18 protein-coding genes are annotated in these 20406 nt (G+C 56.9%); 15 read left to right on the plus strand and 3 right to left on the minus strand.

All coding sequences use genetic code 11. The features are described from left to right. The first annotated feature begins 213 nt into the window (after positions 1 to 213). The 3 genes from ABH899_RS06425 (at position 214) to ABH899_RS06435 (ending at position 3420) form a co-directional block, all read left to right on the plus strand. Entirely contained in the window at positions 214 to 1098 is an 885-nt protein-coding gene (locus tag ABH899_RS06425) for a carbohydrate ABC transporter permease (RefSeq protein WP_009676744.1), read from the plus strand. Then, positions 1095 to 1931 carry a carbohydrate ABC transporter permease gene (locus ABH899_RS06430; protein WP_009676734.1) on the plus strand — a complete coding sequence of 279 codons (837 nt, stop codon included), beginning with the start codon at positions 1095 to 1097 and terminating at the stop codon, positions 1929 to 1931. Before ABH899_RS06425 ends, ABH899_RS06430 begins: the two co-directional genes overlap by 4 nt. Before the next feature lie 175 nt (positions 1932 to 2106). Beyond that, positions 2107 to 3420 (plus strand): ABC transporter substrate-binding protein, encoded by a 1314-nt coding sequence (locus ABH899_RS06435; protein ID WP_369994939.1) that lies wholly within the window; start codon positions 2107 to 2109, stop codon positions 3418 to 3420. 245 nt (positions 3421 to 3665) lie between these two features. Here ABH899_RS06435 and ABH899_RS06440 read toward each other — a convergent pair whose 3' ends face one another. Continuing rightward, positions 3666 to 4241 carry a GNAT family N-acetyltransferase gene (locus ABH899_RS06440; RefSeq protein ID WP_369994942.1) on the minus strand — a complete coding sequence of 192 codons (576 nt, stop codon included), beginning with the start codon at positions 4239 to 4241 and terminating at the stop codon, positions 3666 to 3668. Positions 4242 to 4423: 182 nt separating this feature from the next. Between ABH899_RS06440 and ABH899_RS06445 the strand changes: the two genes are divergently transcribed. Beyond that, complete coding sequence (locus ABH899_RS06445; protein WP_369994944.1) at positions 4424 to 4765, plus strand: hypothetical protein; 342 nt, start codon at positions 4424 to 4426, stop codon at positions 4763 to 4765. On the opposite strand, the gene ABH899_RS06450 is transcribed toward ABH899_RS06445, so the two are convergent. Then, a complete protein-coding gene (locus ABH899_RS06450) occupies positions 4747 to 5607 on the minus strand; it encodes an AraC family transcriptional regulator (protein ID WP_369994947.1) in 861 nt (286 codons plus the stop codon). The genes ABH899_RS06445 and ABH899_RS06450 overlap by 19 nt on opposite strands. Positions 5608 to 5711: 104 nt before the next feature. On the opposite strand from ABH899_RS06450, the gene ABH899_RS06455 reads away from it, so the two are divergent. The 8 genes from ABH899_RS06455 (at position 5712) to ABH899_RS06490 (ending at position 14862) form a co-directional block, all read left to right on the plus strand. Then, entirely contained in the window at positions 5712 to 6146 is a 435-nt protein-coding gene (locus ABH899_RS06455) for a disulfide oxidoreductase (RefSeq protein ID WP_009676729.1), read from the plus strand. 145 nt (positions 6147 to 6291) lie between these two features. Next, complete coding sequence (gene melA, locus ABH899_RS06460; protein ID WP_369994951.1) at positions 6292 to 7593, plus strand: alpha-glucosidase/alpha-galactosidase; 1302 nt, start codon at positions 6292 to 6294, stop codon at positions 7591 to 7593. 362 nt (positions 7594 to 7955) lie between these two features. Beyond that, positions 7956 to 9221 (plus strand): ABC transporter substrate-binding protein, encoded by a 1266-nt coding sequence (locus ABH899_RS06465; RefSeq protein WP_369994954.1) that lies wholly within the window; start codon positions 7956 to 7958, stop codon positions 9219 to 9221. A gap of 182 nt (positions 9222 to 9403) precedes the next feature. Next, positions 9404 to 10348 (plus strand): carbohydrate ABC transporter permease, encoded by a 945-nt coding sequence (locus ABH899_RS06470; protein ID WP_369994957.1) that lies wholly within the window; start codon positions 9404 to 9406, stop codon positions 10346 to 10348. Beyond that, positions 10349 to 11263, plus strand: a complete 915-nt coding sequence (locus tag ABH899_RS06475) for a carbohydrate ABC transporter permease (RefSeq protein ID WP_369994959.1) — start codon at positions 10349 to 10351, stop codon at positions 11261 to 11263. A 77-nt stretch (positions 11264 to 11340) separates the two neighbouring features. Next, entirely contained in the window at positions 11341 to 12189 is an 849-nt protein-coding gene (locus ABH899_RS06480) for a sugar phosphate isomerase/epimerase family protein (RefSeq protein ID WP_369994961.1), read from the plus strand. Between the two features lie 415 nt (positions 12190 to 12604). Beyond that, positions 12605 to 13651, plus strand: a complete 1047-nt coding sequence (locus ABH899_RS06485; RefSeq protein WP_369994964.1) for a Gfo/Idh/MocA family protein — start codon at positions 12605 to 12607, stop codon at positions 13649 to 13651. A gap of 17 nt (positions 13652 to 13668) precedes the next feature. Then, positions 13669 to 14862, plus strand: coding sequence for an acyltransferase family protein (locus ABH899_RS06490; protein WP_369994966.1), 1194 nt, complete (start codon positions 13669 to 13671; stop codon positions 14860 to 14862). A 244-nt stretch (positions 14863 to 15106) separates the two neighbouring features. Here the strand turns inward: ABH899_RS06490 and ABH899_RS06495 are convergent, their stop codons facing one another. Continuing rightward, positions 15107 to 16564 (minus strand): YcdB/YcdC domain-containing protein, encoded by a 1458-nt coding sequence (locus tag ABH899_RS06495; protein ID WP_369994968.1) that lies wholly within the window; start codon positions 16562 to 16564, stop codon positions 15107 to 15109. A 159-nt stretch (positions 16565 to 16723) separates the two neighbouring features. Between ABH899_RS06495 and ABH899_RS06500 the strand changes: the two genes are divergently transcribed. The 3 genes from ABH899_RS06500 (at position 16724) to ABH899_RS06510 (ending at position 20195) form a co-directional block, all read left to right on the plus strand. Then, positions 16724 to 17767 (plus strand): delta-lactam-biosynthetic de-N-acetylase, encoded by a 1044-nt coding sequence (locus ABH899_RS06500; RefSeq protein ID WP_369994970.1) that lies wholly within the window; start codon positions 16724 to 16726, stop codon positions 17765 to 17767. Between the two features lie 206 nt (positions 17768 to 17973). Continuing rightward, a complete protein-coding gene (gene racE / locus ABH899_RS06505; protein ID WP_009676736.1) occupies positions 17974 to 18783 on the plus strand; it encodes a glutamate racemase in 810 nt (269 codons plus the stop codon). Between the two features lie 209 nt (positions 18784 to 18992). Further along, positions 18993 to 20195: a M14 family zinc carboxypeptidase gene (locus ABH899_RS06510; protein ID WP_369994972.1), complete on the plus strand. Its 1203-nt coding sequence runs from the start codon at positions 18993 to 18995 to the stop codon at positions 20193 to 20195. Positions 20196 to 20406 lie beyond the last annotated feature (211 nt).

A 20406-nucleotide genomic window follows, 5' to 3' on the forward strand; every position in this document is an offset into this window, starting at 1 on the left:
TGGTCGTGCCGGCTTCTTGTCGGCATAGTAAGTGTACATCAGGATGCCGGGCGTGCAAATACACGGGCGAAAGTTTTGCCCCAAGCGCAAAATAGTCCACCAAAGGAGCAATTTAAGGTGTGTTTAACCCCGTTAAACTGCATTACAATCACAGTATAAATCAAAAAAAGACACATTTGAAAGCGATTGCACTCAGAAAGGGGGAGGGAAATCTTGACTACTCGCTCCAAAACGCACGACGGGCTCCAGCAATGGGTATTTGTCGGACCCGCGCTCTTATTCTTCACCCTGATCGTCGTCGTTCCGTTTCTGATGAGCCTTTACTACGCCTTTACGGAATGGAACGGAGTCAGCGAAGGGGTCAAATTTATCGGTTTGGACAACTTCAAACGGATCATTTTCGAAGATACCGATTTCCATAATGCCTTCTGGTTCACCATCCGGTTTTCGGCAGCCATGATTATTTTAACGAATCTGGTCGGGTTTGTCCTGGCTCTGCTCCTGACGAAAGCGTTCAAAACGCGCAACGTTCTGCGGACCGTGTTCTTTATGCCGAACGTTATCGGGGGTCTGCTGCTCGGCTTTATCTGGCAGTTTATCTTCGTAAAAGGCTTTGCCTCGATCGGGGAGATGACGGGAATCTCGTTCTTTAATCTTCCATGGCTGGGCGACGCGCCTACGGCCTTCTGGGGAATCGTCATCGTATCGGTGTGGCAGGGAGCCGGGTACCTGATGGTCATCTACATCGCGGCGCTGGCTAACGTGCCCAAAGACCTGATGGAAGCGGCCACGATCGACGGTGCGGGAAAATGGCAGCTGCTGCGCAGCGTGACGATGCCGCTGATCATGCCGGCCTTTACCGTCTGTCTGTTCCTGACGATCTCCTGGGCGTTCAAAATGTTCGACCTGAACTTGTCCCTGACTAAAGGCGGACCGTTCAACTCCACGGAATCGGTAGCGCTGAACATTTACCAGGAAGCGTTCCGCAATAACCGGCTCGGCCTGGGTACCGCGAAAGCGCTGATCTTCTTCTTCGTGGTCGCTTTGATCTCCCTCATCCAGGTTTCCTACACCAAGCGGAAAGAGGTGGAATCATGAGCAGCGGAAGCAAGTATACGTCGCGGACCTTTATTCTGGAAGTTCTTACGGCTTTACTGGGCATCCTATTCCTTGTCCCGTTCTACTTCGTTCTCGTAAATTCGTTTAAACCGTTCGCGGAGCTGCTGCAAAATACGGCTTCGCTTCCGAAATCGTTCAGCCTGGATAACTACTCCAGAGTCGTGGATATCATCCACTTTCCGCAGGTGATGGGCAACTCGCTGATGATTACGGTGCTGTCGAACATCGGACTCGTTATTTTCGCCTCCATGTCGGCTTACCGGTTCGTCCGCAAGCCCACCAAGTTGAACAACTTGCTGTTCCTGCTGTTCGTAGCGGCCATGGTCATCCCGTTCCAGTCCATTATGATTCCTCTCGTAAAGGTTGCCAACAATCTGGGACTGATGGACAGCCGGCTCGGACTTGTCGTCTGCTACTTCGGCTTCGGGGTCTCCCTGAACGTCTTCTTGTTCCACGGATTTATCAAAAGCATTCCGAAGGAAATCGAGGAATCGGCTACGGTGGACGGCTGCGGATGGTTCAGCATTTTCTGGCGGATCGTATTCCCGCTGCTGAAACCTATCGCGGTAACCGTGATTCTGCTTAACAGCTTGTGGATCTGGAACGATTACCTGCTTCCGTCTCTCGTTCTGACGAACACGAAGCTGCATACGATTCCGCTCGCCACTTACGCGTTCTTCGGCCAGTACACGAAGCAGTGGGACCTCGCGATGGCGGCGCTGACGCTGGGCGTTCTGCCGATCATCATCTTCTTCCTGCTGCTGCAAAAGCACATCATCGAAGGCATCACGGCAGGCTCGGTCAAGGGCTGAGCACACCCGGCTTAACTTCGGCCGGAACCGGTACTTTTCGCCATGGCAACCATTTTTCGCATCACCAGAGAACGGCGATTATCCCGATTACCGGGGTTTACCGCATAGAGCAGCACCGATAGATCAGGCTTATGCAAGCAAACAGGTATGCATTAGAAAAGGGAGGTTTTCTTTCATGACTAGAAATAAAAAATGGATCGCGGTAGGTCTGACCACCGCTCTCGTAGGCGGTTTGCTCGCAGGCTGCGGCAATAAAGACCAGGGACAAGGCGGAGCGTCTCCATCGGGTTCCCCCGCGGCAGGCGGCGAGAAGAAAAACGTCACACTGAAAATGTTCCAGTTTAAAGTGGAAATCGCCGAGGCCCTTTCCAAGCTGATTGCCGAATACGAGAAAGAAACCGGCGTCAAAATCGAGGTTCAGACGGTCGGCGGCGGCGCGGACTACGGCGCGGCGCTGAAAGCGAAATTCAACTCCGGCGATAAGCCCGACATTTTCAACAACGGGGGCAACTCCGATCTGGACGTCTGGCAGGAGCATCTGGAAGATCTGTCCGATCAGCCGTGGGTAAAAGACCTGGCGCAGGGCGCGGGCGATCCGATTTCCAAAGACGGCAAAATTTACGGCATGCCGGTAGGTCTCGAAGGCTACGGCTATATTTACAACAAAGATCTGTTCCAGAAAGCCGGAATCACCGAGCTTCCGAAGACGCTGACACAGCTGGAAGACGCGGCCAAGAAACTGCAGGCGGCAGGCACTACGCCATTCGTGAACGGCTACGGCGAGTGGTGGGTACTCGGCAACCATTTCGTGAACGTTCCGTTTGCGAACCAGCCGGATGCCGACAAATTCATTAAAGGCCTGAACGACGGCTCGCAAAAAATTCCGGGCAATGCCGTGTTCGACAACTGGGTAAAGCTGTTTGACCTGACGCTCAAATACGGCAACAAAAACCCGCTGCAAACCGACTACAACACGCAAGTAACGGAGTTTGCAACCGGCAAAGCCGCTATGACGCAGCAGGGCAACTGGACGCAGGTTCAAATTTCCAAAACGAATCCGAACATCAACATCGGCTTCCTTCCGATGCCGATCTCTGACGATGCCGCCGCGAACGATAAACTGCTCGTGGGCGTGCCGAACAACTGGGTCATCAACAAGAACTCCCCGAATAAGGATGAAGCGAAAAAGTTCCTGAACTGGCTCGTAACGTCCGATATGGGTAAAAAGTATATCACCAACGAATTCAAGTTCATTCCGGCTTTCAAAACCATCTCCGTGGACGAAAAAGTCGTGGGCCCTCTTGCCGCCGACATTATGAAATACGCGAAAGACGGCAAAACGCTTTCCTGGAACTGGTTCAAATTCCCTGGCGGCGAAGCGACTTCCAAGAAGTTCGGCGACACCATGCAGGGTTATGTAGGCAAACAGATCAGCAAGGATCAAATGCTTCAAGACTTCCAGAAAGCTTGGGACAGCTTGAAGAAATAACGGAATATGAGGAAAAGCCCGGCATCCGTTTAAGACGGATGCCGGGCTTTTTTAGCTGCTTTTCGAGAACGGATAAACATGCGATTTTTGCGTTCATGAAATGGAGAAACGAGGAAAATTTTCGCCAGTCGTATACAAGGAAGAGACCTTGGACAAACGCTTGAAACTTGTCCGTTTTTGTATGATAATTGCAGTGGAACTAGAAAAAAATGTATGTTTGTACCGTAGGAACGCTCCATACGGAATCATCCGAAATCTTCACTTGTAAGCGCAAACAAGATGTGATCCTCCCACACGCCGGCGATGTTCAAATACCGCGGGCTGAGGCCGATCCGCACGAAGCCGCACTTCTCCGCCACACGCAGCGAACGCGCGTTGCGTGGGATGATCGCGGCCTGCACCCGGTGCAGGCCGAGGGGGCCGAAGGCGATGCGCAGGCATTCGCGCAGCGCCTCGGTCATCAGGCCGCGGCCGCCGTGCGCCGCGTCGATACTGTAGCCGACGTACGCGTTCTGGAACGGACCGCGGCCGATGTGGCTCAGCCGGGCCGTCCCGATGAGGAGGCCGTCCGGCTGATGGAACACGCCGAAGCTGTAGGCTCGGTCGGTCGCGGATTCGTCCTCGAATCCGCGGATGGCCGCCTGCTGCGCTTCGGCCGTGAAGAACGCTTCGCCGCGCACGGGCTCCCACGGAGCGTGCTCGGCGCGGTTGCGCTGCCGGTAGTCCAGCAGCGCTGGGGCATCCTCCGGCGTTAACAGCCGGAGGTACAGGCGGCCGGTTTCGAAGCGGCCGCCGGGGGAGAGCAGGGAAATGCGATTCATAGGTTTTGGATTCCTTTCCTGTCTGTGTATCTGCTTATATGGGCGCAAAATCGTGTGAGTGAGCAAGGAGTCGGGACGCTGTCGCCCATACCGACCGGTCGGCGTGCGATTCGGGCGAGCCGCTCTGACCGCCCGACAGTACGGACAGAGCGGCCCGCCCGACAATATGGGCAGAGCGGCACGTGCAGCGATTGCGGCATCGGGAGAGCAAGGCGACAGGCGAGCCCCGCGAGGCCGCTCCATCCGCTAGTGCCAAGCCTGGTGAGTTCACCAAGCGCGCTCTTCTGAACGGACGGATCGACCTGACCCTCCCAGCGCTCGGCAAGGGTGGCGTCGTCTGTACGGCGGTCACCCACATGCCCCGCGCTGTGCGGAGCGGCAGGCGTCAAGCCGACCGTGCCGTTAGACGGCCTTTCGCCGCTGCTGCCGTCTGCCGCCGTCTTTTTCCGTACGCCCGGCTCCCGTACGTACGTCCGCCTGTTTTCCGGGCCTCGCTCCGCCTTCTCTACCGCGAGCAGTCGTAGGCAAGCCGGCCGTGCTTGGTGCGGTATTCGGAAGGCGTGCAGCCGAACCATTTCTTGAACTGTTTCGAGAAATAGAGCGGATCCGAGAAGCCTACGGAGTAGGCGATCTGCTCGATTGTCGAGCCCTCCGTCATGAGAAGCTTGGCGCGCTCCATCCGGATTTTGAGCAGAAACTGCGTCGGCGTGAGACCCGTATGCTGCCGGAACAGCTTCGACAAGTACGTCCGGTGGTAGCCCATATGCTGCGCAAGCTGCTCGATGGTCACCGGCTGGGCGTACTGCAGCTGCAGCCACCTCACGGCGCGGTCGATCTGCTGCCGCCCGGCGTCGGTTTCCTCGCCTCCGCGGCGGGGGACATCGGCGTGCGATGCAAGCCGGGCAAGCAGCAGCCGCAGCTCGCCCTCCGCCTGGAGGTCGCAGGCCGGGCCCGCCTCCCGCAGCGCCCGCTCGGCCCGGCGCAGGAAGACGGGCAGGCGGGGAAGCCCCTCCGCATGTACGACCGGCCTTTGCGCCGTAATGCCGAGGCGGATCAGCAGGTCGTCGGCGGAACTGCCTTTGAAGCCGATCCACCTGTAACGCCACGGGTCGCGTTTGTCGGAGGCGTACGTGACGACTTCGCCGGGGAAGATCACGAAGGTGTCGCCCGGTCCGAGGTCGTATTCTTTGCCGAGGCAGCTGAAGCGGCCCTTCCCGGATTCCACGGTGTGAATCAGGTAGTAATCCAGCATCTGCGGACCGACTTCGTGGTACGGAGCGGTTTGGCCGTAACCCGCGAACAGGACGAACAGCTCTCCTTTGCCGTTATAGGGATTGACCGACACAGAGTGAAACGGTTTAAGCATGATAAGCCTCCAATCACGATAGAAGAACGATAGACTTCGGACGCTTCATTTTTTATAATATAACATGCACGTCAAGATTGAGCCGGGAGAGGAGCAAGACCGTATTGAAATCGAACTCGTTTCTAAAAAATAACGCCCTTCACATGGCCTGGGCCATTTCCGTGGTTGCTACGCTCGGCAGCCTCTATTTCTCGGAAATAATGGATTTTACGCCGTGCAAGCTGTGCTGGTACCAGCGTATCCTGATGTACCCGCTTGTGCTGATTCTCGGAATCGCCGCAACGCGCAAGGACAACAAGCAGGTCATTTACGCGCTGCCGTTCTCCGTCTGGGGGATGGGAATTTCCCTCTATCACTATCTTATGCAAAAAACGCCCCTGTTTAAAGAGGCAGCTTCCAAATGCGGCATCGTCGCATGCGATCAGGATTACATCGACTGGCTCGGATTTATTACGATTCCGCTGCTGGCCTTCACGGCTTTTACGCTGATCACCGTTATTCTCGGTCTTCTGTGGGTCCAAATGCGCAAAGAAAGATAAGACTTTCCGTTCGGATTATTTGCCGGTCATTTTCACACTACAAATCTCCATACGAAAGTGGGATGTCTCCATGTGCGGTGCCGCCTTAAGACGGTATAGTGCTAGGTATAGGCATTCCACTTTTTTAGTCGGGAGATGAGAAAAGATGTCCAAAATTACGTTCATGGGCGCAGGCAGCACGGTGTTCGCCAAAAATATTTTAGGGGACTGCATGGTGACGGAGGCGCTGCAGGGCTATGAGCTCGCCTTGTTCGATATTGACGGGGAGCGGCTGCGCGATTCCGAGACGATGCTGAACCATATCAAAAACACCGTAGGCAGCACGTGCCGGATCAAGGCGTACAGCGACCGCAAGGAAGCGCTCCGCGGAGCTAAGGTGGTCATCAACGCGATTCAGGTCGGCGGATACGATCCGTGTACGATTACGGATTTTGAAATTCCGAAGAAGTACGGCCTGCGCCAGACGATTGCCGATACGGTCGGTATCGGCGGGATCTTCCGCAATCTGCGTACGATCCCGGTCGTGCTCGATTTCGCCCGGGACATCCGGGAAGTGTGTCCGGACGCCTGGTTCTTTAACTACACGAATCCGATGGCCGTGCTTACGAACGTGCTCAATACGCACGGCGGCGTTAAAACGGTCGGCCTTTGCCACAGCGTCCAGGCTTGCGTTCCGTATATGTTCCGGCATCTGGGCCTCGACCCCGAAGGCGTCCAGTCCAAAATCGCCGGCATCAACCATATGGCTTGGCTGCTTGAAGTGACCAAGGACGGCAAAGATTTATATCCCGAAATCAAGCGGCTGGCTAAGGAAAAACAGAAAGAAAAACACCACGACATGGTACGTTTCGAGCTTATGTTCCGGTTCGGGTATTATGTAACGGAGTCGTCCGAGCATAATGCGGAGTATCATCCGTATTTCATCAAACGGAATTACCCTGAACTGATTGATGAGTTCAACATCCCGTTGGACGAATATCCCCGCAGATGCGTAAACCAGATCGAGCGTTGGAAAAATCTTCGCGCGGAGCTGGTCAACAACCCGCAGCTTGAGCACAAACGGTCCGGCGAATATGCTTCCTACATGATCGAAGCGATGGAGACGAACGTCCCGTATAAGATGGGGGGCAACGTAATGAATACCGGGCTGATTACGAATCTGCCGAAGGAAGCCTGCGTGGAAGTGCCGTGCCTGGTCGATGCCAGCGGCATTACGCCCACATATATCGGCGATCTGCCTCCTCAGTTGGCGGCGCTGAACCGCACGAATATCAACACCCAGCTGCTGACGATCGAAGCGGCCGTTACACGCAAGAAGGAGCATATTTATCATGCGGCTCTGCTGGACCCCCATACGTCCGCGGAACTCTCGATCGACGATATCGTGGCCCTCTGCGATGAACTGATCGAAGCGCACGGAGACTGGCTACCTGCCTATACATCCTGATAGGAGAGAAGGGACCGAAATTCTTTTCCATGAATTCCGGTCCTTTTTTTCGCGCAAAAAATAGTTTCCGACACACTTTCCGACCATTAGGCAAAAAAAACGCCGCGCACCTCCTCCCGAAGTCCTCCTTTAAGCTCAGCGCCAGATGCCCAGGTACTCATTTCTTTGTGCACCGTTCGACGTTATTTTGAAAATTATTTCCGCCTAAAATTATAATAAAAAAAGTTGTTTCCTTTTCATTTTGGGGGTGCTATGATAACTCCATCTTAAGTTCGAGCGTTGCGAAAAGGAGGCCGAAAACTGCATAAAGGATTCACCATGCTGGAAGGATCACGTTCACTTATTCACGAGGAGGTCCAGGTATGCGTAAATTCACAGCGGGTATGCTGGCTGCCGTAATGGCGTCGGCGGCCGCCCTGTCGGGGTGTTCCGCAGTCGGCGGCGGCGGAAAGACAGAGCTTAACTTCTGGTACGGCTGGACCGGACCGGAAGCCGAAGCGCTGGAGAAACTGATCAAGGAATTTAACGACACCCATGACGGCATCAAAGTGAAAGGCCTCAGCCAGAGTGACTACCAGAAGCAGCTGACCGCCATTACCGGCGGCAATCCCCCCGATATCGCTTCCCAATTCGGCCAGAACGTCGCTTCCTGGGGCGTGAAAGGCGCAATGATTCCCCTAGACGAGTACATCAAGAAAGACCAGGTCGATCTTGCCGATTTTATTCCCTCCGCCCTGTCCACTTCCCAATACGAAGGCAAAACCTATGCGATCCCGGTTGCGATGCATTTCAGCATGCTGTACTACAACAAAGATCTCCTGAAGGAAGCGGGTTTCGACGGCCCGCCCAAAACGATCGCCGAGCTGAAAACGTACGCGGAGAAATTAAGCGTGGTCCAGGAAGGCGGAAGGCTCGACCGGCTGGGTTTATGGCCCGGAGCGGACGCATATACTTTTACGCAAGTGTTCGGCGGCAAGTTCTGGGACCCGGACAAGAAGGAAGTCACGCCGGATGATCCGGGCTTTAAGCAGGCCATTCTGCTTTCCAAAGAGCTGTGGGATAAGTACGGCACGGAAAACCTCGACCGTTTCTCGGCGTCCCTCGGCAAGTATCAGTCTTCGCAGAACCCGTTTTTCTCGGGAAAATACGCGATGGCCCTGGACGGGGAATGGCTGCCGACGTTTATTAAGCAGTATGCGCCGGGTCTGAACTACGGCATCGCGCCCATCCCTTACAGCGAGGATAAACCGGAGCTGAAAAACGCCGGCAGCATCGCCACCAGCGTCTTTTACATCCCCAAGGGCGCCAAGCATCCGGACCAGTCCTGGACGTTCCTGAAGTGGTTGACGGAGAAGCAGCAGATGGTGAAATTCACGGCTGCGCTCGGCAACCTGCCGACCCGGCTTTCGTCGCTCGACGATAAGACGTACGACAGTGTTCCGGGCTTCAAGGAATATACCGAATATGCGAAGAGCCCGAACCTCAAATCGTTTCCGACGCTGCCTTTTATGAACGAATATATGGACGAAATTACGAAAAAGTACAACGACATCCTCCGCGGAAAAGTCGGGGTGGACGAAGGGCTCAAACAGATCAAGGATAAAATCCAGCCGCTGGTCGGGAAATAATTTGCAGATAAATAAGGACTTGCGCCCAATGTTTGCAAGCGCTTACTTGATGTTGATGTTGTTGTGGCGATTGCGCACGATCAAGCTGCCTCCGCCTGTCAGTCCGGGACCGGGGGCAGCGCTATTCCGGCCGCTCCGCCTCCAGACAGGCGGGAGGCCGATTTTCCGAAAGGAGATCCGTCATGAGCGCCGATACGCTGAATGCCCGCGCCGGCCGTCCTGCGCGTTCCCGCAAAGCCAGACGGGATTTCTGGGTCGGTACGGCCTTTGCTCTGCCCTGGATCATCGGGTTTCTCGCGTTTACCGTGTATCCGTTTTTCGGCTCCCTGTATTTCAGCTTTACAAGCTATGATTTATTCAATTCGCCCCAGTGGGTGGGCCTGCAAAATTACATGGAGATTTTAAAAGACGAGACGTTCTACAAATCGCTGCGCAATACGTTCTTTATGGCGTTTATCTCCATGCCGATCGGGCTTCTCAGCTCGCTGCTGATCGCCCTGCTGCTGAACGTCAAGGTAAAGGGGATCGCTTTTTACCGGACGGTCTATTATTTACCGGCGGTGATCCCGGTAGTGGCAAGCGCTATCCTCTGGACGTGGCTGCTTAATCCGGACTACGGGCTGATCAACATGCTGCTGCGGTCGCTGCATCTTCCGGACCCGGCCTGGCTGCTCGATCCGCGTTATACGAAGCCTTCTCTCATCCTGATGGGACTGTGGGGCTCCGGTGCGGGATCGCTCATATTTCTGGCGGCGCTGCAGGGGATTCCCCAGCAGTTTTACGAAGCGGCTTCGATCGACGGGGCAAGCGTGTGGCGCCGGTTCTGGCACATTACGCTGCCGGGGCTCTCTCCGGTCCTCCTCTTTCAGCTCATTATGGGCCTTATCGGGTCGTTTCAGATCTTTACGGAATCGTTCATTCTGACGGGAGGCAACCAGGGCGGCGCTTTGGGGGGACCGGATCATTCCCTGATGTTTTACGCCGTTTATTTGTATCAGACCGCCTTCATGTATCTGAAAATGGGCTACGCGTCCGCCTTGGCCTGGATTCTGTTCGTAATCGTCGTACTCATGACCGTACTCGTGCTGAAAACGTCCGCCCGCTGGGTGTATTACGGAGGTGATTGAATGGCAACTTCCACGAACCTTCAAGGGGGCGGGATGAGCGTATTGCAGAGTACGCCTGCCGGAATGCCCAAGAACAGGCGCAGGCGCCCGCTGCTCGTACTCCGCAGGACGATCCTGCCGCATGCGGCGCTGTCGCTGCTTGGCCTTATTTTCCTGTTTCCGTTCATCTGGCTGCTTCTGACTTCGCTTAAGAACCCGTCGGAAATCTTCCAGGTCCCGCCCGCCTTTTTCCCGGAAAAGTGGCAGTGGAGCAACTACGGGAACGCCATCGGGTCGATTCCGTTCTTCCTGTACATGGGCAATACGCTGCTGCTGTGCGCGGTCAATATCGTCGGTCAGCTTTTCTCTGCGCCGCTTGTGGCCTATTCCATCACGAAAATCCCGTGGCGCGGAAGGGGAATTATTTTTTCGCTCGTCGTGGCGACGATGATTTTGCCGGCCCAAGTTCAGATGATTCCGGTCTATATCATTTTCGCGAAGCTGGGCTGGATCAATACGTTCCTGCCGCTGACGATCGGCAGCTTTTTCGGCGCTCCGTTTTACATTTTCCTGCTGCGCCAGTTTATGATGGGGATTCCGGGCGAGCTGTGCGAGGCGGCCAAAATGGACGGCGCGTCCGAGCTGCGGACGTACGGGCAGATCATCGTTCCGCTGCTGAAGCCGCCGCTGATGACGATTGCCCTGTTCACGTTCGTGGGGACCTACACCGATTTTATGGGGCCGCTCATTTATTTGAACGACAATACGAAATGGACCATTACGGTCGGGCTGCAGGGGTTTCTGCAGGATCACGGCGCTCAATGGGAGCTCCTGATGGCCGCCTCCGCCATTTTTACGATTCCGATGGTCGTCTTGTATTTTTTCGGGCAAAAATATTTTATGAAAGCCGGTTCCACGCTTTCCGGTTTTAAATAAGAGGCCGGGGCCGATTGGTAATGGGCGGCGACTTGCCGATCCGTGCAGAGAAGAATTCAGGAGGAGGAAGAGCGGGGATGAAAATTAGCCTCAGCATGTGGAGCGTTCATGCTTATTGGTACGGGGGAAAATGGGACGTCACCGATTTTCTCCGTTTTGCAGCCGGGACGAAAGCGGAAGGGGTAGAGCTCCTGTCCGTCTTCTGGAAGGACCGGGAGCGTGAGCTGCCCGAGATCGACCGGGTGCTGGATGAGCTGGGACTGGAGGTGGCGTGCTTCTGCGCGTGCAACAACTTCGTAACGGCCGATGCCGCAGAACGGGCCGCCCAGCTCCGGGAAGTGAAGGAAGCCGTCGATATGGCGGTCCATTTCGGAGCGCCCGTCGTGCGGGTTTTCTCCGGAGACCGGCCGGATGAGACGATGCCCGTGGACGAGGGCATGGGCTACGTGCTGGAAGGGCTGAAGGCGGCTGCCGCTTATGCGGAAGAGAAGGGCAAGGTGCTGTGCCTGGAAAATCACGGGCTTTTCGCGGGCCGAAGCGACCAGGTGCTGGAGATCATCCGCGAGGTGGGTTCTCCGGCTCTGCTCAGTACGTTCGACACCGGCAATTTCCTGCTGGTGGGCGAAGACCCTTCTGCAGCCGTACAAAAGCTGCGGGGCCGGGTAGGGCATGTCCACGTCAAGGACTTCCTGCGGACGGAGCCGGGTGCGGAGGGGAGCATAAACGCCCTGGACGGCACGCCCTATGCGGGCCGTATAGCGGGAGAAGGCGACGTGGACCTGCCGTATATTTTCCGGGAGCTGGCGGCGAGCGGGTACGACGGCTGGCTCACGGTCGAGTTCGAAGGACTGGAGGAGCCTGCGGAAGGCTCCGTAAAGGCTCTCGACTACGTGCACGAACAAGTGGAGCTGCTGAAGCGGGAATAGCGAACCGGTGTGAGCGGTGATCTTGCTTGCGATGACAGTGTTCATCGGCCGGTTCAGCGCAGATTCCGACGGACGGCAGGACGGCCTTCCAAATAGGCCAAGGTGAGAAGGAGAGCCGGAAACGGGAGCTGATCGGGCAGAGGATGAAGAAGGCCGACGGTACCTAATCCGGTGGAAGAGTTGAAACGGAAACAGAGGCTGACCGGACGGAAAAGATACCGGCTAGCACCGCCGGCAATGTGCCGGTTGAGCGGGTATCGTAAAAACAGACCGGCCGGACGCCGGACCGCAACGGTCGGCGCAACCATGGCCACGGCCATGCCGGCCTGTTCTGACCGTCAACCAAAAAAGGCGCCTGCGTGCCGTTTACAGCGCGGCTTACCGGGCAGCCCACACGCAAAGGAGCGAAAAGACGATGAGTATTCGCGTTGGAGTCATCGGGACCGGTTCCATTGCCCATATGTTTCACCTGAAGCATTACAAGGATCACCCCGATGTGGAGCTAACGGCCGTGGCCGATATCGACAAGGACAGGGCCGACAGGACGGCCGCCGAATACGGGACCGCTTCGTACGCGTCGGCCGAGGAGATGCTGAACGCCGAGCGGCTCGATGCGGTCAGCATCTGCACGTTCAACGACAGCCATGTGGCGCTGTCGCTGCTCGCGCTGGAGCGCGGCCTCGACGTGCTCGTCGAGAAGCCGATGGCCATGAACCGCGACGAAGCACTGCGGCTCCGCGACAAGGCGGCCGGGAGCGACCGGCTCGTCATGGTCGGCATGAGCCACCGGTACCGTGCGGACGCGCAGGCGCTGCAGGGCATGGTCGCGTCGGGCGGGCTCGGCAGCATCTACTACGCGAAGACCAAGATCCTGCGGCAGCGCGGTGTGCCCGAGGGCTGGTTCACGGACAGCCGCTATTCCGGCGGCGGACCGCTGATGGACATCGGCGTCCATGTGCTGGACCTAGCCTGGTGGATGATGGGCTGTCCCCAGCCCGAATCGGTCACCGGCAAGCTGTTCCGCAAAATCGCCCCTTACTCGACCAAGGGGATAGCGGCTTATACGGCTCATTCCGACATCAACAAGTCGGAGGGCGTCTACGATGTGGAAGATCTGGGCACTGCTTTTATCACGTTCACGAACGGCGCCGTCCTTACCGTCGAAGCAAGCTGGGCTGTCAACGGCAGCCAGGATGACGCCGTTAAGGTGGAGCTTTACGGAACGCAGGGCGGGGGAAGTCTCGAGCCGCTGAGCGTATTCACGGAAGTGAACGCTTTCCCGGTGGAACACAAGCTTTCCGTTCCGTCCGTTGACTACTACCAGGCGGAGATCGCCCATTTTATCGACTGTGTAAAAACCAGAAGCCAGCCGCTCTCGGATGCTGCGCAGGGGTGCGAGGTCGTCGGGATGCTGGAAGCCATCCGGCTTTCCTCGGAGTCCGGTGAGCTGATCCGGCTGTAGCCCGGAGTCAAAACGTCATGAACGAGCCGAAAATTACGTATCTGGACGGATTGCGCGGTGCGGCTGCGCTGGTTGTCGTTTTTGCCCATTTTCTTCAGGTGTTTCTGCCGTCCATGTTCGAAGCTCGGCCGCAGGTGTCCCACTTTGCGTTCGATCAGTGGATTCCGCGTACGCCGCTCAATCTTTTGTTCAACGGCAATTTTGCAGTCTGCCTTTTCTTCGTTTTGAGCGGATTCGTCCTGAGCCGCCGCTTCTTCCGGTACCGCAAACGCTCGATTGTGACGGCCGCACTTCTGAAAAGGTATTTCCGTCTCGCCGTTCCCGCTTTCTGCTCGCTGCTCCTCGCTTTCGCGGTCATGAAGCTGGACTGGAATTTTTACGAGGAGGCGAGGGGGTACACGCGGGCTACGATGCCCGACCCGTACACGACGGTCCCGTCGTTTGCGGCGCTGCTGGAGCAGGGCTTTGTCCATACGTTCTTCGAATATGGCATGGCTTATAACCCCGTACTCTGGACGATGACCTACGAGCTTTTCGGTTCCTTTCTCGTTTACGGTCTGCTGCTGGCCTTCGGCATGTCCCGTTTCCGGTTCATCCTGTATGCCGCAGGGGTATGGCTGTTCCGGGACTCTTACTATCTGGGCTTCGTGCTGGGCATGCTGCTCAGCGATTTATCGGCCGTCTCCGGCCGGAATTTGATTGCGCTGCGTCCCGGAGCCGTCCCTGCGGTATTTGCGCTGCTGGGCCTTTTTCTCGGCTCGGTTCCTTACGTCGGCTGGCAGGGAACCGTCTACGCTTGGCTGCCGCTTGGACCGGACGGCTTCCCCGGAGTCGTCGCCTACCGGACCGCGGGGGCGGCTCTGGTGCTGCTTGCGCTGCTGAACAGCCCGTCGGGGCAGAAGCTGTTCGCCGGCAGACCGATGGCTTATCTCGGCAAGCTGTCCTTTTCGCTCTATCTCGTTCATTTTGCCGTGCTTTGCAGCTTCTCCTGCCTGCTGTTTCTGCGGCTTGACGGCTGGCTGTCTTACGGGCTGAATATCCTCGTGACTACGCTCGTTTCGCTTCCGCTTATCTTTGCGCTCGCCCACCTAATGTACCGGCTGATCGACGAGCCGGTCGTCAGCCTGCTCTCGCGGGTGCGATTCGCAGCGCGCAGCCGCAGGAATACCGATGCCGCCGTAAGACATGCGGGGACGGAAGCGGACCTGTAGCTTGCGGGCGGTATACGCGCCGCAAACCCGAAATCCTGAATCCGGCGTTGACCGCCGCCATGCGGCGTTTAACCGCACCGGCAGCACGGTGAGCGGGTCCGTAAGATGGAACGGCGAAACGGACATCCGCGCATCCGCACATCCGGGCCGATCCCGGCCAAAGCTGAACAGCCGGCTCCCTGAAAGGGAGCCGGCTTTTTGCTATCCAAGTCTTCCTAAGCGAAACGAGGAAGCAGCGGACAGATTACGCCTGGGTCACAAACTCGCCGTTTGCGGCATCGATAAAAGCGATCCGGCTCCGCCCGCTTCCCTTGAGGATGGGCGTATACAGAAGATTGTAGGCGCCTTCGGGCGTTTCGGCGTCATAATCCCGCTCCCACTCCAGCTTGAAGTCCACTGCTTCCACGTAGAGCCGATGAGCTTCGTCTGCATTCAGCTTCGCAGCAGGAGCAAGATTCCGGATTTCTTCCGGATTCCAGTCGGTTCCCGAGAACCGGTCCACATATCCGGTGGAAGCATTCACGCATAGCGTCACGAACTGCAAATAGAGAGGAACGTCTTCATAGCGGAGCTGCCACGTAAAAAAGTACCGGAGCTGGCCTTCCGATTCCGACCCGGCATCCTCGTCGCTTTTTTCCTGTAAATAAAAAGCGAGACCCGGCACTTGCAGCCAGTCATGCATCGCTTTGCGCAGAAAAGCGTCCGCCCGCTCCAAACATTCTTCGTACGAGAGCGCAAGCTTCCCCGGTCGGCGGATCATCCAAATGAAGGAGCGAAGGCGCCCGGTGTCCTTGTCTGCGGTCGCTTTCACCGTGTCTTCCATCCTTCTGCGGAAATAGCCGTCCAGCGAGAGGTCTGCCGGATTTTCCTCCCGATCCGCAGCGTGCCAGACGATTCCTTTGAGGTTCTCGTCCATATCCCTTTCCCTGTCTCTTACGAGGGGATAGGTGGAAATGCCGATGAGCTCTTCAAGACTGCCCAGCGAATCATCGGTCTCCTCCGGCGATAACTCGTACGCCTTGTAAGCCTCGTGTTCCTCTTCCGCCTCAGCATCCGTCCCCTGCGCCAGACCCGTCGCGGCGTCGAAACGCCGGTAGCCGGGTTCCGGCTGATAAACGAGACGGAGCCGGTCGTCGCCGCCCGCATATAATGCCGGGATGAGCTTGACGATCGCAAGACTCATCCGCACGGTTTCGGCTAGCTGCTGCCGGAGCCGTTCCGGCTGCGCCAGAGAGGCGGGGAGAGGAGGCGAGGCCGCCGTCCCTTTGTAGGTGAAACTGGTTACCTCTCCCGATAAGGTAAGCCGCATAAAGGCGCCTGTCTGGGGAAGCGGAAGATCGAGGGCGGTCTGCGCCCATTGGAAGAAAACGCTGCGTTCCCCGAACCGGGACTCCGTCAGGAGAAACCTGTCCGCAGCTTCCGGACGTTGGGAGAGGAAGAAAGACCGTGCCCGTTCCCTCAAAGCCTCCTCGCCGATCGGAGCGGCTTCCTTGCACAGCTCTTCGTCTACGGAGTAGGAGAGCAGCCTGCCGGCCGCATCAAGAGTGACGGAGATTCCGCTCTCCCCGGATGGCTCCTGCCAGACAAACAGGACCTCTGTCTCTCCGTCTTCCGGTTCATGGATGTCCTCGATGATCAAGTTGAAGTGTGCCGGTACGGAACCGGTCACGGCTGCTTTTTGCTTAAGTTCGTCGATAAGCATCGCAATCGCCCCTTTGTCGGCGGGACCCGGCAGGTCCCTGTTTGATGGTGGAACTATTTGTTCCGTTTACGTTTAAAACACAGTTTCGAGCAAGGATTCCTCAGCCTGTTGTCGAAAAGGAAAGATTAGCCTCACATTTTAGGAAATCTAGGTGATACCATGAAAAAAACCGCTGCGGCTTCCGCCGTTCTGCTGCTTTCCGGCATACTGGCCGCCGGATGCGCAGGCAATTCCAACGTATCAAATTCCGGAAGTCCTGTCCAATCTCCGGCGGCGACAGCCGGCGCTTCCGCATCTCCGACTACTGCACCGTCACCGGCTCCTGAAAAAACGCCGGCAGGCAGCCCGAAGCCTTCCGCGTCTCCATCCGCATCGGCTGCGCCGGGAGATTCTCCCGCGCCTTCGTCCGCGGTCAAGGCTTCGCCGTCGGCCGCACCTTCCGCTGCTCCATCGGCAAAACCTTCCGCTTCCCCGGGGACCGCGAAACCGTCTCCGCAGCCGAAGGGCGAAAGCGGCGCCAGCCGTCAGGCTCTGTCGTGGTATTACATGAAAAAGCCGAAAGGCCAGGTGCCGGATTTTCCGAAAGAAACGAAATCCTTTACCGCCAAAGAGAAAGCCGTCTGGGTCGGACAGGGCAAAAACGTTTACCTGACCATAGACAACGGCGGTCCGATGGGGGATACCGCGAAACTTTTGAAGACGCTTAAAGAGAACAACGTGAAGGCGAACTTCTTCATTTCGGGCAACAACGTCAAGGCCCATCCCGATTTTATCAAGCAACTGGTAGCGGATGGCCATCTCGTGGCCAATCATACGATGACGCACAAAGATATGAATACGCTGAGCGATGAGCAGGTGCGTAAAGAAATTACCGATTTCGAGAAGCTGTACAAAAGCATTACCGGACAGGATGTCGTCAAATATTTCCGCTTTCCGTACGGGAAATACAGCACGCATCTGCTCGATCTGACTTCGGATATGGGGTATACCTCCGTTTTCTGGTCGACCGCGATGCGTGACTGGGAACCCCGCGCCAACGGAGCCGAGGATCCTTACAACGATATCATGAACAACCTGCATCCGGGCAATATCATCCTCATGCACCAGGGCTCCAAAGAAAACATGGAAGCGCTGGACCGCATTCTGAAAGACGTGAAAAAGGCCGGCTACTCCTTCGGTCTGGTTAGTGAGATCAAGCGCTGACCCCTGAATGTCAGGAGTTGCCGGATCTCGTCCGGCCCTATTCCCAGCTAGTCCTGCAGCTCCGGGCGCATGCCGCTCCGGAGCTGCTTTCGTTGGCACCGAATCGGAAATCTGGTATGATACCTAGGTACATTTCGGCTTGGGCAATCATATTCTATCCATGTATTTACAAGCAATCATTTCATTCGCAAAGGAAGCGTATAAGTGTGCAGCAAGCGATAGCCATCCTAGACTCCGGAGTCGGAGGTTTAACCGTTGTAAAAGAAGTTATGCGACAGCTTCCGCAGGAGAAAGTGATTTATTTCGGCGATACGGCACGGACGCCTTACGGCCCCAGACCCGCCGATGAAGTTCTCACGTTTACGAATCAACTTGTGGATTATCTGATCCAATTTAACCCTAAAATGATCGTGATCGCCTGCAATACCGCGACGGCGGTCGCGCTGGAGCAAATCCGCGACCGGCTGGATATTCCGGTGCTGGGCGTCATTTCCCCGGGAGCGCGCGCCGCGATCAAGACGACGCGAAGCGGTATTGTCGGCGTAATCGGCACGGAAGGCACGATCCGGAGCAAAGCGTACGAACAAGCGCTGAAAACCATCTCGCCCACGATCCAGGTACACTCGCTGGCCTGCCCGGCCCTGGTACCGCTCGTGGAGCGTGGATTGTACTTTTCCGAGGAAGCGGTCGATACCGTGCGCGATTCCCTCCAGCCGCTGCTCGACAAGCCCATGGATTGTCTCATTCTCGGCTGCACGCACTATCCGTTCCTGACGGAGGCGATTGCCCGTGTGGTCGATCCGGAAGTGACGCTGATCTCTTCCGCGGACGAGACCGCCCGGGAAATCAGCACCATCCTCTATCACCGGGGAATGCTGGCGACGACCAAAGACATTCCGGTACACCAGTTTTTCTGCAGCGGCGATGCCGAGATGTTCCATCACATTACGGGCTCTTGGCTGCGCGAGCAGTTGCTCGGTACCCCGGTTGTGTGGCAAGTGCCGACGTTCGTCTAGTCCGTAACCATTCCGCAATCAAACGACAGGACCGGTAAGTTCCGCCGTATTCTATTCAGAATCGGCAGGAACCCGCCGGTCCTTTTGCATGCCCGGGACATGAAGAAGGGAGAGGGGGCATAGACATATACTCACAACTCGGTACAGGGAAGCAAGTGCGTGAAGGAAAGCGGCTTCTCTTTGCCTTGTCCTGAGGAGGTATGAGTGGTATGCCGTTTCGCCACGTCGTTCAGCAGGGGGAGACACTGCAGCGGATCGCCAGATTGTATGCCGTTAATTCCGTCTCGCTTAAGGCCGCGAACCCGCAGCTGAGTCTTCATGAGTATGTCATTCCCGGACAGATGATCCTGATTCCCGCCAAACTCGATCATCAATATACGGTTCAACCGGGAGACGCCTGGGAAAGCGTGTCGCTGCGCTTCGGATTATCCCGGGAAGAGCTTTGGAAGGCCAATACCTTCTTGGACCCGGCAGTGCTCAGGCCCGGCGTCACGATAGATGTGCCGGCTGTCCGCGACAGGTCCGTGGTCCGGACGGCCGAGGAATACGGGTATCCCGAAATGCTCCGGGATCTGACGCTTCTGAAGGAACGGTACCCGTTTCTGGAGGAAACATGCATTGGGCACAGCGTCCTCGGCCGCAACATTCCCGCTGTGCGCATCGGCACCGGAAGCCGGGAGATCCAAGTCAACGCATCGTTTCACGCCAACGAATGGATCACCTCCCTGGCGGCGGTGAAGTTTCTTGAGGAGTACGCGGAGGCTGTCCGTCAAAGCGGGGACCTTCACGGCTCCGATGCGGCGGCCCTGTTCCGCGAGACGAGCTTATGGATCGTGCCGATGGTGAACCCGGACGGAGTCGAGCTCGTGCTCGGGGGCGTCTACCCGGCGCATCCCCTGTTCGCTTCCCTCCATGAGTGGAACGGAGGGTCGTTTGATTTCCGCCGGTGGAAAGCGAACATCAACGGCGTCGATCTTAACGATCAGTTCCCCGCCTTCTGGGAAGAGGAGCGGTCCCGCCGTGCGGTCACCGGACCCGGACCGCGCGACTATACGGGCGAGGCTCCGCTGACCGAGCCGGAAGCGATAGCCGTGGCCGATTTTACCCGCAGCCGCAGCTTCCGTCACGTCGTCGCCCTGCATACGCAGGGGCGCGAAATTTACTGGAACTACCGGGACTACGAACCGGATGACGCGGAATTTCTGGCCCTGAAGCTGCAGCAGGCAAGCGGCTTCAAGAGCGTAAAGCTGCGGGGCAGCGATGCAGGGTTCAAAGACTGGTTCATCTACGAATTCCGGCGTCCCGGATTCACCGTTGAACTCGGAAGCGGGATCAATCCGCTCCCGCTGGAGCAGTTTCCGGCGCTTTACGAAGAAACCGCCCGGCTGCTTGTCCGGGCTCTCGCCCTGTAAAACGCGCAAAGAAGCCCCCGCCGCCGGTACAAACGTCCAATCCGTCCGAAATCGGTTCCCATATACTGAACCAGGCGTGTGTTAGGGGAGGGAATAAGATGGCGGGAAAAAGCGGAAAAGCAAAAGGCAAGAAGATTGAATCATCCGGCAGGGCACAGTATACGATGAGGATTGTCGAATCCTCCACCTGTGCTTCTTGCAAACAACAGTG

The sequence above is a fragment of the Paenibacillus sp. RC84 genome, from assembly GCF_041260495.1.
In the GTDB taxonomy this organism is placed as follows: domain Bacteria; phylum Bacillota; class Bacilli; order Paenibacillales; family NBRC-103111; genus Paenibacillus_F.

Bases quoted from the DNA above. Each gene is read 5' to 3' on its own strand.
- ABH899_RS06430 (WP_009676734.1), top strand. From the start codon at position 1,095: ATGAGCAGCGGAAGCAAGTATACGTCGCGGACCTTTATTCTGGAAGTT.
- ABH899_RS06435 (WP_369994939.1), top strand. From the start codon at position 2,107: ATGACTAGAAATAAAAAATGGATCGCGGTAGGTCTGACCACCGCTCTC.
- ABH899_RS06440 (WP_369994942.1), bottom strand. From the start codon at position 4,241: ATGAATCGCATTTCCCTGCTCTCCCCCGGCGGCCGCTTCGAAACCGGC.
- ABH899_RS06450 (WP_369994947.1), bottom strand. From the start codon at position 5,607: ATGCTTAAACCGTTTCACTCTGTGTCGGTCAATCCCTATAACGGCAAA.
- melA (WP_369994951.1), top strand. From the start codon at position 6,292: ATGTCCAAAATTACGTTCATGGGCGCAGGCAGCACGGTGTTCGCCAAA.
- ABH899_RS06465 (WP_369994954.1), top strand. From the start codon at position 7,956: ATGCGTAAATTCACAGCGGGTATGCTGGCTGCCGTAATGGCGTCGGCG.
- ABH899_RS06470 (WP_369994957.1), top strand. From the start codon at position 9,404: ATGAGCGCCGATACGCTGAATGCCCGCGCCGGCCGTCCTGCGCGTTCC.
- ABH899_RS06475 (WP_369994959.1), top strand. From the start codon at position 10,349: ATGGCAACTTCCACGAACCTTCAAGGGGGCGGGATGAGCGTATTGCAG.
- ABH899_RS06480 (WP_369994961.1), top strand. From the start codon at position 11,341: ATGAAAATTAGCCTCAGCATGTGGAGCGTTCATGCTTATTGGTACGGG.
- ABH899_RS06485 (WP_369994964.1), top strand. From the start codon at position 12,605: ATGAGTATTCGCGTTGGAGTCATCGGGACCGGTTCCATTGCCCATATG.
- ABH899_RS06490 (WP_369994966.1), top strand. From the start codon at position 13,669: ATGAACGAGCCGAAAATTACGTATCTGGACGGATTGCGCGGTGCGGCT.
- ABH899_RS06495 (WP_369994968.1), bottom strand. From the start codon at position 16,564: ATGCTTATCGACGAACTTAAGCAAAAAGCAGCCGTGACCGGTTCCGTA.
- ABH899_RS06500 (WP_369994970.1), top strand. From the start codon at position 16,724: ATGAAAAAAACCGCTGCGGCTTCCGCCGTTCTGCTGCTTTCCGGCATA.
- ABH899_RS06510 (WP_369994972.1), top strand. From the start codon at position 18,993: ATGCCGTTTCGCCACGTCGTTCAGCAGGGGGAGACACTGCAGCGGATC.